Here is an 11,544-nt window from a genome sequence, read left to right on the forward strand (position 1 = left end):
GCGTACCTCTGATCACCCGCGGGTCAACAAGCCGTTTCATGCAGTACAATCTCCCCTTTTAATTTGCCAATCAGTCGGCCATTCCCATGATCGAACCCAAGCGCGTCCTGCGCGCCCTCGCCGAACACTGGGCACTCCTGGAGCCTCTGTGCGAACACTTCGACCAAGGCACCATGAGCCTTGGCGAGCTGCGTCAGCAGTTGGCCGCCCAGCAACTGGAAAGCACGCCCCAGGACATCACCAGCCTGCTGGACGTGTGGATCCGCCTCGACATCCTGGTGCCGGTGGCGAAAAGCCCGAACCGCTTCGAGCTGAACGCGCAGATCCATGATTTCCTGGCCTACCTGCGCCGCGAGCATCGCCTGGGCCTGTGCCTGGAGATCGAAGCCTACCTGCGTCACCTCGAACGCCTGGCCGGCTACATCCAGGATGCCTTCGAGATCCGCGATGGCAACGACCTGGCGCGCCAGTTGCGCCTGCTCGACATGCGCGTGCGCGACGTGCTGAAAAAGCTCGCCAACGACGAACAGGCCCTGGTCGCCGTCGCCGAACGGGCCAAGACCAGCGACCGGCAGATTCCGCTGCGCCAGCGCTATGCCGAGGTCCTGGCGACCTGGGACGAGTACGTCGAGCCGATGATCCAGCTGGTGAACGCCGACGGTGCCTTCGAACAGGGCGTGCGCAAGGTCGAGAACGTCCTGCTGCGCATGCTCGGCGAGCAGCAGCGCCTGGGTCACCTGGTCGATGACGACATGCTGCTGCGCACCCACGCGCGCATCCTGGAAATGCAGACCAGCGCCCAGCTGACCCTGCGTCATGCCCGCGAACTGCTGCTGCCACTGCGTGAAGAAGCCCGCCGGCACAACGCCGTGACCCGTGGCGCGGCGCTGGCACTGTCGGTGATCCGTCGCAAGGGCCTCGACGCCGTGCCGCAGGCGGCGATGCCGATGTTCACCCGACCGCAGAGCACCTTCCTCGGCAGTTCCGGCCAGGTCGAAGCCTATGTCTATGCGCTGGCCCGCTTCGAGGCCAAGCCGTCGCGCTTCCCCAAGGCGCACAAGGCAACCCGCGGCGGCGATTCGCCACGAGCCCCGCGCACGGTCAAGGAAATGCTCGAACGCTGCACCGACGCCCTGCCGATGCCGGACCTGATGAGCTGGCTGCTGGAACAGGAGCCGGACGGCGCCACCGACGAATTGCTCTACTGGTTCTCGCGCCTGTCGCGGGAGAAACGTTTCCAGCGCGAGCGTCTCGAACGCCGCGACTACTACACACAGGAGCACCTGGTCAGCCTACGCTCCTTCGCCCTGCTCTCGCGTGTCGAAGACAGCGCCGAGAATTCCGCGAGCACACCTCATGCATCTTGATCTTTCCGAACTGTCCCAGCTGGCGCCGATCTTTCGCGAGCTGTTCAAGGGTTATCACATCAGCCGCCGCGATCCGGAGCTGTACGCCCAACTGTCGAACTGCCAGGACCAGTACCGCACGCTGTTCAAGGCGCTCGGCTTCGAACTGGTCTGCGATACCCGCGGCTTCTACTACTTCGTCCCGGACAATGCCACGGCGCAGGTGAACAAGACCGCCCAGCGCCTGGCGCTGTTCACCTTCATCCTGGTCGAGCACCTGGCCGACCAGGGCCGCGACCCGATCGCCGTGCTCGACGGCGGCAGTCTCGGCCGTGACGAACTGCCCTCGCTGCTGGAGAAGTACCGCGACCTGTTCGTCCAGGCCGAAGTCACCAGCCAGGAAGAGCTGGAAGAGAAGATCCTGCGCCGCATGAGCCAGCTCGGCTTCGCCCTGGAAGAGCCCGGCCTGTTCCGCTTCCTGCCGCCGATGCACCGCTTCCTCGATGTCTGCCTGTCGGTCCAGCAGGACCGCGACATGGCGGCCAGCCTGCACAGCGTGCTGCCGTTGCCGACGCCGGTGATCGTCGACGAGGACAGCGACGAAAAACTCCTGGAGACCGACGACCCGCTGGACCTCAGCGAATTCGACGAAACCCGGGAAGAAAGTGAAGAAGACGCGCTGGCCCGGGCCATCGCCGACGAGCAGCAGGAGATGGATGCATGAGCCAGGAACGCTACGGCATTCGCCGCTTCGCCCTGTTGAACACCGCCGGCTACAGCCTCGGGCTGTTCCCGCTGGAAAACCCGCTGTCGGTGTACGGGGCGAACAACCTCGGCAAGTCGGCGTCGATCAACGCCCTGCAGTTCCCGATCCTGGCGCGCATGTCGGACATGAGTTTCGGCAAGTACAGCCTGGAGCAGTCGCGCCGCTTCTACTTCGCCAGCGACACCAGCTACATCCTCGTGGAAGTTTCGCTGCCCCACGGCCCGCATGTGATCGGCGTGGTCGGGCGCGGCCCGGGCGGCGGTTTCGGCCACCAGTTCTTCGCCTATGCCGGACAACTGGACCTGGCGCACTACCAGAAGGACGACACCTGCCTGCGCCAGAAGGAGCTGTTCAACAACCTCGAGCGCAACGGCCTGAAGGCCTATGAGCTCAAGCCCGATGAGCTGCGGCGGCTGCTGGTCGGCGGGCACACCTCGATCCCGCTGGACCTGACCCTGATCCCGCTGCGCTCCACCAGCGAGCAGAGCCTGAAGACCTTCCGCGCGCTGTTCATCAACCTGCTGCACATGCGCGAGATCACCGCGGCCAAGCTCAAGCAGCTGTTCCTCGATGCCTTCGAGCACAGCCTGCGCTCCGGCAGCGTCGACTATATCGCCGCCTGCGAGGAAGCGTTCCGCGATGTACGGCGCATGGAGCAGGACTACAACTCGCTGGTCGCCGCCGGTCCGCTGGTGGAGGCGCTGGCCGCCGGGGTACGCCAGCGCGACGTGCTGCGCGGCAAGCTGCACCGCATCTCGCCGCTGCTGGACTCGCTGCTGGGCACCTGGTCGGACTACGCCACAGCGCGCAAGGAAGAACTGGTGATCCAGTCCGAGCACTACCGCCGGGAACAGGACGCCCTGCAGAACGACCAGCGCGGCAGCACCCAGGAACTGATGCGCCTGGAGCGGGAGATCAGCGGTATCCAGCGCTGGCTCGGCGAGTTGTCGGTGCTCAAGCATCGCTTCGCCCTGGTCGACGACGTCAAGGTGCTGGAACAGCAACTGCTGGCCGCCAAGGATGCCCACGACGAACTCGCCGGCGCCCTGGCCCAGTCCCGGCAGTTCAGTGCCGAGGACCTGGAAGAGCGCCTGCGCGATCTGGAAAAACGCCTCAAGTCGGTCAAGCAGCAACTCGATCACGCCGACAACAACAGCTATGCCCGCCTGCGCGAAGAGTTCTCGCAGCAGGACGTCGAGCGCCTGATGCGCCTGTTCAACAGTTCGCTGTTCAGCCTGCCGCTGGGTGAACATGGCATCGCCCTGGATGACGAGGGCGAGTGGGTCAAGTCGCTGGAACTGATCCTCGACGGCTTCAAGGGTGAACGCTTCGTCGCTCCCGGCCTTGCCATCGACCTGTCGCACATCGAACCGCCGGCCTTGCAGGCCCTGGCCGACCGCGCGGCCCTGCGTGACCAGAAGGAGCGCCTGGAAAAGGAACTCAAGCAGCTCAAGACCCAGCAGGCCGTGGCCGCCGACCGGGCAACGAGCAAGTCGCAGACCGAAGCGCTGTACCAGCAGGTGCTGGATGCGCAGAAGGCGCTGGAAGACTTCCGCCGGGCCGAGACATTGTCCGCCGAAGAGCCCGAGAAGCTGGAACAACTGGCGCAGATGGAAGCCGCCCAGGACGAACTCAAGCGTTCCAGCGATGCCTTCACCGAACGCGTCCAGCAACTGTCGGCCAAGCTGCAACTGGTCGGCCGGCAGATCGGCGACATGGAAGCCAAGCAACGCACCCTCGACGATGCCCTGCGTCGTCGGCAGTTGCTGCCGGCGGACCTGCCGTTCGGTACGCCGTTCATGGAGCCGGTCGATGACTCCATGGACAACCTGCTGCCGTTGCTCAACGACTACCAGGACAGCTGGCAGGGCCTGCAGCGGGTCGATGGGCAGATCGAGGCGCTGTATGCCCAGGTCCGCCTCAAGGGCGTGGCCAAGTTCGACAGCGAAGACGACGTCGAGCGCCGCCTGCAACTGCTGATCAACGCCTATGACCATCGCACCGACGAAGCCCTGACCCTGGGCAAGGCCCGTCGCGCCGCGGTCACCGACATCGCCCGGACCCTGCGCAACATCCGCAGCGACTACGACAGCCTCGAGCACCAACTGGCGCTGTTCAACCGCGAGATCAACAAGCGCCAGGTGTCCAACCTGCAGAGCTTCCGCATCGTTCTGGCGCCGAACAAGGAAGCGCTCAAGCACATCGACCAGATCATCCACAGCGCCGGCCAGTACGAGGAAGGCGAGACGCTGTCGGTGTTCGACCTGACCCAGAGCGCCGAGCAGGACAACAAGAACGAAGAGGCCAAGGAATACCTGGCGCGGCTGGTGGCGGCCAACCACAACCAGCTGGGCCTGAAGGACCTGTTCGAACTGGCGTTCGAAATCACCAAGGTCCATGGCCAGCCGGTGATCCACACCGACATCGATGGCGCGGCGTCCAACGGCACCACCATGACCATCAAGGCGCTGACCAACATGTACCTGTTGCTGCACCTGATGGACCGTGACCTGGCCGGTCGCGTGCGCCTGCCGTACTACCTCGACGAGGCGGCGGACATCGACGAGCGCAACCAGGCGGCGCTGCTGGAGACCAGCCTGCAACTGGGCTTCGTGCCGATCCTGGCGAGCGTGAAGCCGCAGGTCTCGGCCCATGTGGCCATCGACCTGGAAGGCGGCAGCGGCCCGAACGGAATCTATATCGACGAAGCGGACTGGAAGTACATTCGTCGCCTGGACCAGGTTCGGGCCACGCTCAACAGCGAGGCTGCGGAGCCGGAGCTGGACGAGGCCTGATTCCACGGGCTGTAAACAAGAACGCCGCGATCATTGGATCGCGGCGTTTTTGTTTGTCCCGGATTCGTGGCTACTTGCCCAGCGGGATCTTCGGCGCCCAGGTCAGCCATTCATCCTCTGACTTGTCGAACAACGCGAAGGTCTGCTGCGGCCGTGCCGCCGCGCCCATCCGTTCGCCATCCGGCGTGGCGAAGGCGATACCGCCCTGGATCAGGGTCTCCAGCGACTCGGTACGCACCGTCGCGCCCTTGAACAGGCTGACATCGAAACCGAACCCGCTGCTGTTCCAGAAGCGGCTGCCAGTGCGCACCAGCGGCGCATAACGCGGCTCGATCAGGATATGGATCAGTACCCGGTCGCCAGTCGCGCCCAGTTCGTAGCCGGTGACCTTGCCCACCGCCACCTCGCGATAGGTCACCGGAACACCCTCCTTCAGCGAACCACGGCGCGGGGCACTCAGGGTCAGGCTCAGGCCGGCCTCGGCCACCTGTGCCTCCGGTGGTTGCTTGAGCGCAACGAAGCTCGTCTGTGCGCCCTGCTTCTTCGTCGCCGGCTGCACCTCGATGTACTGGCCGGTGACCAGGGTTTCCAGGTTGGCGGTCTTGATCAGGCCCAGCTCCGGCTTGACCACCCAGAACTGGCTGCCGACCCGGGCGATCTTCTCCGGCACCTCGGTAATGCGTGCCGACAGCAGTACCGACTGCAGGTCATCGCTGAGGTCGACGCTTTCGATCTTGCCGACATCCAGCCCCTTGAAACGGATCGGCGTACCAGGGCGCAAGCCGTCGGCACGGTCGACCCGGATGGTGATCAGGGTACCCTGCTGCTCGGCCGCCTCGTGGTTGGGGAACAGACGGAAACGTGGAATACGCCGTTTCAGCGGAGCCTTCTCGCGCAGGGTCTCGAAGGCGATCCCGCCGGCGATCAGGGTCTGCAACGACTCGCTCTTGACCTGGATGCCGCCGGTGAGGCCGCCGGTCAGGGTGATGCCGCTGACATTCCAGAAGCGGGTCGAGGCGTTGACCAGGCCCTCGTACTCTTTCTCGATATGGACGCCGATCACCACCTGCTTGCGGTCGCGGGAGAACTGGTAGCTCTGCACCGAACCGACCTTGACCTGCTTGTAGAGAATCGGGCTGCCGACTTCCAGCGAACCGAGGTTGTCGGTGAACAGCACCAGGTGCAGGCCGGGTGAACGCAGGTCGAGCGGTGGCGCCTTGGCCCGTGCCTCGAACTCGCGCTGGGGACGGCCGCCCTTGTCGCCAGGCCGCACAGCAATGTAGTTACCCTTGACCAGCGCTTCCAGGCCGGTGATCCCGGCCAGGGAAATCGACGGCTTGACCACCCAGAACTGCGTGCCCTCCACCAGGTAATCCTCGGCGAGGGGGTCGAGGGTCAGTTCGGCATTGGCGCTGGTCAGGTCGGGATCGATCTTCAGGGTCTTCAGGCTGCCGACCTGGATACCCTTGTACATCACCGGCGTACGGCCGGCCTGCAAGCCTTCGAAATCGCTGAGCTTCACCTTCACCCGGATCCCCGCCTGGGCCGCATCGAAGTCCTCGTAGAGGCGGAACGGCAGGCTCGGGTCGGTGGGCGGGCTGTCCTTGCGGTTTTCCGGCGTGGCGAAGGCGATGCCACCGGCGACGATGCTGGCCAGGGACTCGCTGCGCAACTTCACCCCCGACAGGTTGGCGTCGATACTGATGCCGCTGGCGTTCCAGAAACGCGTGTGCTTGCGCACCAGGCTGGCATAGGCCGGCTCGATGAAAACCTTCAGCTCAACCATGTTCTGGTCCGGCGACAGTGCATAGCTCTTGATCTGGCCGACCTGGATCTGCTTGTAGAACACCGGGCTGCCGCGATTGAGCGAACCCAGCCGGTCAGCCTTGATGGTGATATGCAGGCCGGGCTTGAGGTCCGAGAGCGGCGGCTCCTCGGACAGTGCCTTGAACTTGCGCGCCGGTTCGCCATCACCCGGGCTGACGGCAATGTAGTTGCCCGAGACCAGGGTTTCCAGGCCGGTGATACCGGCCAGGGAGACATTCGGCTTGACCAGCCAGAAGCGGGTGTTGGTGCGCAGGGACGACTCGACGTCCTTGTTCATCTCGATGGTGACGTTCACCCCCTTGGTAGAGCCCTCGGTGTCCAGGGTCAAGGCCTTAACCTTGCCGATCGGCATGCCCTTGTAGACGACTTCGGTCTTGTTGGCCTGGATGCCCTGGCCGCTCTCGAAACGTACCTGGATCTCGATACCGGTCTGGTTGTAGGCCCGCCAGCCGAGCCAGCCGCCGATGATCAGGGCGATCAGTGGCAGAACCCAGATGGCCGACCAGTTCGATGCCGGGCGGGTTTTGGCTTTTGGCAGATCACTCATTGTCGTCGTCCGACTCCGTGTTGTCCCAAATCAGTCGGGGGTCAAAGGTTATTGCAGCAAGCATCGTCAATATCACCACACTGGCGAAGGCCACCGCGCCGAGGTTGGCCTCGACGCTGGCGATTCTGCCGAAGTTGACGATCGCCACCAGGATGGCGATCACGAAAATATCCAACATTGACCAGCGGCCAATGAATTCGATGAAACGGTACATGATGATTCGCTGCCGGGCCGACAGCGGCTGGTGACGCTGTACCGAGAACAGTAGCAGGCCGATGCCCACCAGTTTGAACGTGGGTACCAGAATACTGGCGACAAAAACCACGGCGGCAATCGGAAACATGCCATGTTGCACCAGGGTGATGACGCCGGACATGATGGTGTCCGGGTCGCCCTTGCCCAGGGAGCTGACGGTCATGATCGGCAGCATGTTGGCCGGGATATAGAGAATCGCCGAGGTCAGCAGCAGGGCCCAGGTGCGCATCAGGCTGTTGGGACGGCGCGGATGCACCTGGGCACCGCAGCGGGTGCAAAGCTGCCCGTCGGTATCCGGCTCGTGCCGGTTCAGCTCATGGCATTCCGTGCAGATCAGGATACCTGCATCAATCGCCCGCATGTTCATCCTCTCCCGACAACGCCTGCCAGATCTGATGGGGAGACATCACCACCTCCAGCAGGATCTGCAGCAACAACAGACCGACAAAACAGGCCAGGCCAAGACCCAGGCTCAACTCCGCGAGGTCCGCCAACTTGACGATGGCGACCAGCACGCCCATCAGGTAGACCTCGAGCATGCCCCAATCACGCAGGTGATGGTAAATGCGATAGAGCAGCAGGCCATAGCTGCGGCCGATATCCCAGCGGATGCTCAGCAGCACCGCCAGCTGGCACAGCAGCTTGAGCAGGGGAATGCCCATGCTGCACAGAAACACCACGACGGCGATGCCGGTCATGCCGGTGTGGTGCAGGCCCAGGACGCCGCTCCACACCGTGTCGTCGGAAGTACGCCCCAGAAGATTGAGTTGCATGATGGGCAAAAAGTTCGCCGGGACGTACAGCAGCAGGGCCGCGATCACCAGCGCCAGGCTGCGTTCGACGACATTGTGGCGGTGGGCATAGAGTTCGTACCCACAGCGTGGGCACTGGGCCTTTTCACCCAGGCCGAGCTGGGGCTTGCGCATCAGCAGATCGCACTCGTGGCAAGCCACCAGCTCGTCCAGGGGCAGTTCCGACACCTGAGGGGTGTCAACCGGATCCGGCATAGATAGAGGCTCTGACTCTGTAGGAAATTGAGCCTATTCTAGTGGGCTGGCTCGAAAATAACTGTGCAAATTTGTCGGGGTGCGCCGCGTCGGAGCCCAGAAAAGACAAAACCCCTACCTGCCTGCGCAGATAGGGGTTTTGGAATTTAATCTTGACGATGACCTACTCTCACATGGGGAAACCCCACACTACCATCGGCGATGCATCGTTTCACTTCTGAGTTCGGGATGGGATCAGGTGGTTCCAATGCTCTATGGTCGTCAAGAAATTCGGTAGCCGGCTCGTTGCTTGGACAACGCTCCAGCGAATCGGGTATGTGACAGTCTTTGGTGTTTTGTGCGTGGCAAACTTTCGGTTCACTTCGTCTTCATATACCGCAATCTGCTCATTCGACGCAAATTGCTTGGGTGTTATATGGTCAAGCCTCACGGGCAATTAGTATGGGTTAGCTCAACGCCTCACAGCGCTTACACACCCCACCTATCAACGTCGTAGTCTTCGACGGCCCTTCAGGGAACTCAAGGTTCCAGTGAGATCTCATCTTGAGGCAAGTTTCCCGCTTAGATGCTTTCAGCGGTTATCTTTTCCGAACATAGCTACCCGGCAATGCCACTGGCGTGACAACCGGAACACCAGAGGTTCGTCCACTCCGGTCCTCTCGTACTAGGAGCAGCCCCTCTCAAATCTCAAACGTCCACGGCAGATAGGGACCGAACTGTCTCACGACGTTCTAAACCCAGCTCGCGTACCACTTTAAATGGCGAACAGCCATACCCTTGGGACCGGCTTCAGCCCCAGGATGTGATGAGCCGACATCGAGGTGCCAAACACCGCCGTCGATATGAACTCTTGGGCGGTATCAGCCTGTTATCCCCGGAGTACCTTTTATCCGTTGAGCGATGGCCCTTCCATACAGAACCACCGGATCACTAAGACCTACTTTCGTACCTGCTCGACGTGTCTGTCTCGCAGTCAAGCGCGCTTTTGCCTTTATACTCTGCGACCGATTTCCGACCGGTCTGAGCGCACCTTCGTACTCCTCCGTTACTCTTTAGGAGGAGACCGCCCCAGTCAAACTACCCACCATACACTGTCCTCGATCCGGATAACGGACCTGAGTTAGAACCTCAAAGTTGCCAGGGTGGTATTTCAAGAATGGCTCCACGCAAACTGGCGTTCACGCTTCAAAGCCTCCCACCTATCCTACACAAGCAAATTCAAAGTCCAGTGCAAAGCTATAGTAAAGGTTCACGGGGTCTTTCCGTCTAGCCGCGGATACACTGCATCTTCACAGCGATTTCAATTTCACTGAGTCTCGGGTGGAGACAGCGCCGCCATCGTTACGCCATTCGTGCAGGTCGGAACTTACCCGACAAGGAATTTCGCTACCTTAGGACCGTTATAGTTACGGCCGCCGTTTACCGGGGCTTCGATCAAGAGCTTCGCTTTCGCTAACCCCATCAATTAACCTTCCGGCACCGGGCAGGCGTCACACCCTATACGTCCACTTTCGTGTTTGCAGAGTGCTGTGTTTTTAATAAACAGTCGCAGCGGCCTGGTATCTTCGACCGGCATGGGCTTACGGAGCAAGTCCTTCACCCTCACCGGCGCACCTTCTCCCGAAGTTACGGTGCCATTTTGCCTAGTTCCTTCACCCGAGTTCTCTCAAGCGCCTTGGTATTCTCTACCTAACCACCTGTGTCGGTTTGGGGTACGGTTCCTGGTTATCTGAAGCTTAGAAGCTTTTCTTGGAAGCATGGCATCAACCACTTCGCGTCCTAAAGGACACTCGTCATCAGCTCTCGGCCTTAAGATCCCGGATTTACCTAAGATCTCAGCCTACCACCTTAAACTTGGACAACCAACGCCAAGCTGGCCTAGCCTTCTCCGTCCCTCCATCGCAATAACCAGAAGTACAGGAATATTAACCTGTTTTCCATCGACTACGCTTTTCAGCCTCGCCTTAGGGACCGACTAACCCTGCGTCGATTAACGTTGCGCAGGAAACCTTGGTCTTTCGGCGTGGGTGTTTTTCACACCCATTGTCGTTACTCATGTCAGCATTCGCACTTCTGATACCTCCAGCAAGCTTCTCAACTCACCTTCACAGGCTTACAGAACGCTCCTCTACCGCGTCACTTGCGTGACACCCGTAGCTTCGGTGCATGGTTTGAGCCCCGTTACATCTTCCGCGCAGGCCGACTCGACTAGTGAGCTATTACGCTTTCTTTAAAGGATGGCTGCTTCTAAGCCAACCTCCTAGCTGTCTAAGCCTTCCCACATCGTTTCCCACTTAACCATGACTTTGGGACCTTAGCTGACGGTCTGGGTTGTTTCCCTTTTCACGACGGACGTTAGCACCCGCCGTGTGTCTCCCACGCTCGGCACTTCCAGGTATTCGGAGTTTGCATCGGTTTGGTAAGTCGGGATGACCCCCTAGCCGAAACAGTGCTCTACCCCCTGGAGTGATACGTGAGGCGCTACCTAAATAGCTTTCGAGGAGAACCAGCTATCTCCGAGCTTGATTAGCCTTTCACTCCGATCCACAGGTCATCCGCTAACTTTTCAACGGTAGTCGGTTCGGTCCTCCAGTCAGTGTTACCTAACCTTCAACCTGCCCATGGATAGATCGCCCGGTTTCGGGTCTATACCCAGCGACTAAACGCCCTATTAAGACTCGCTTTCGCTACGCCTCCCCTATTCGGTTAAGCTCGCCACTGAATATAAGTCGCTGACCCATTATACAAAAGGTACGCAGTCACAGAACAAAGTCTGCTCCCACTGCTTGTACGCATACGGTTTCAGGATCTATTTCACTCCCCTCTCCGGGGTTCTTTTCGCCTTTCCCTCACGGTACTAGTTCACTATCGGTCAGTCAGTAGTATTTAGCCTTGGAGGATGGTCCCCCCATATTCAGACAAGGTTTCTCGTGCCCCGTCCTACTCGATTTCATGGCCAAGAGACTTTCGCGTACAGGGCTATCACCCACTATGGCCGCAC

General features: G+C 60.9%; 6 protein-coding genes and 2 rRNA genes (1 of these 8 cut by a window edge). 3 read left to right on the plus strand and 5 right to left on the minus strand.

Annotation, left to right across the window (positions count from 1 at the left end; all coding sequences use genetic code 11):
• The first annotated feature begins 86 nt into the window (after nucleotides 1-86).
• The 3 genes from mksB to mksF are packed head-to-tail and all read left to right on the plus strand — an operon-like array spanning nucleotide 87 to nucleotide 4,907.
• Complete coding sequence (gene mksB, locus ACZ5KU_RS27160; RefSeq protein WP_054059586.1) at nucleotides 87-1,367, plus strand: Mks condensin complex protein MksB; 1,281 nt, start codon at nucleotides 87-89, stop codon at nucleotides 1,365-1,367.
• On the plus strand, nucleotides 1,357-2,070 hold the full coding sequence (gene mksE, locus ACZ5KU_RS27165; RefSeq protein ID WP_464736504.1) for an Mks condensin complex protein MksE: 714 nt from the start codon (nucleotides 1,357-1,359) through the stop codon (nucleotides 2,068-2,070). Before mksB ends, mksE begins: the two co-directional genes overlap by 11 nt.
• A complete protein-coding gene (mksF, locus tag ACZ5KU_RS27170; protein ID WP_054059588.1) occupies nucleotides 2,067-4,907 on the plus strand; it encodes an Mks condensin complex protein MksF in 2,841 nt (946 codons plus the stop codon). The genes mksE and mksF overlap by 4 nt, the downstream gene beginning before the upstream one ends.
• Nucleotides 4,908-4,977: 70 nt before the next feature.
• Here the strand turns inward: mksF and ACZ5KU_RS27175 are convergent, their stop codons facing one another.
• The 5 genes from ACZ5KU_RS27175 to ACZ5KU_RS27195 all read right to left on the minus strand — a co-directional run.
• The gene (locus ACZ5KU_RS27175; protein ID WP_054059589.1) at nucleotides 4,978-7,281 is read right to left on the minus strand and encodes a PqiB family protein; all 2,304 of its coding nucleotides are present in this window, start codon (nucleotides 7,279-7,281) and stop codon (nucleotides 4,978-4,980) included.
• A complete protein-coding gene (locus tag ACZ5KU_RS27180; protein WP_054059590.1) occupies nucleotides 7,274-7,897 on the minus strand; it encodes a paraquat-inducible protein A in 624 nt (207 codons plus the stop codon). Before ACZ5KU_RS27180 ends, ACZ5KU_RS27175 begins: the two co-directional genes overlap by 8 nt.
• Nucleotides 7,884-8,543, minus strand: coding sequence for a paraquat-inducible protein A (locus tag ACZ5KU_RS27185; protein ID WP_054063335.1), 660 nt, complete (start codon nucleotides 8,541-8,543; stop codon nucleotides 7,884-7,886). The genes ACZ5KU_RS27180 and ACZ5KU_RS27185 overlap by 14 nt, the downstream gene beginning before the upstream one ends.
• A 150-nt stretch (nucleotides 8,544-8,693) precedes the next feature.
• Nucleotides 8,694-8,809: ribosomal RNA gene (gene rrf / locus ACZ5KU_RS27190) — 5S ribosomal RNA — on the minus strand.
• Between the two features lie 149 nt (nucleotides 8,810-8,958).
• Nucleotides 8,959-11,544 (minus strand): 23S ribosomal RNA (locus ACZ5KU_RS27195); it runs 305 nt beyond the window's last position.

The organism is Pseudomonas sp. Tof1 (genome assembly GCF_055390395.1).

What these genes read in the sequence shown, in the direction of transcription:
- mksF (WP_054059588.1), top strand. Translation starts at nt 2,067, where the DNA reads ATGAGCCAGGAACGCTACGGCATTCGCCGCTTCGCCCTGTTGAACACC.
- ACZ5KU_RS27180 (WP_054059590.1), bottom strand. Translation starts at nt 7,897, where the DNA reads ATGCGGGCGATTGATGCAGGTATCCTGATCTGCACGGAATGCCATGAG.
- ACZ5KU_RS27175 (WP_054059589.1), bottom strand. Translation starts at nt 7,281, where the DNA reads ATGAGTGATCTGCCAAAAGCCAAAACCCGCCCGGCATCGAACTGGTCG.
- mksE (WP_464736504.1), top strand. Translation starts at nt 1,357, where the DNA reads ATGCATCTTGATCTTTCCGAACTGTCCCAGCTGGCGCCGATCTTTCGC.
- mksB (WP_054059586.1), top strand. Translation starts at nt 87, where the DNA reads ATGATCGAACCCAAGCGCGTCCTGCGCGCCCTCGCCGAACACTGGGCA.
- ACZ5KU_RS27185 (WP_054063335.1), bottom strand. Translation starts at nt 8,543, where the DNA reads ATGCCGGATCCGGTTGACACCCCTCAGGTGTCGGAACTGCCCCTGGAC.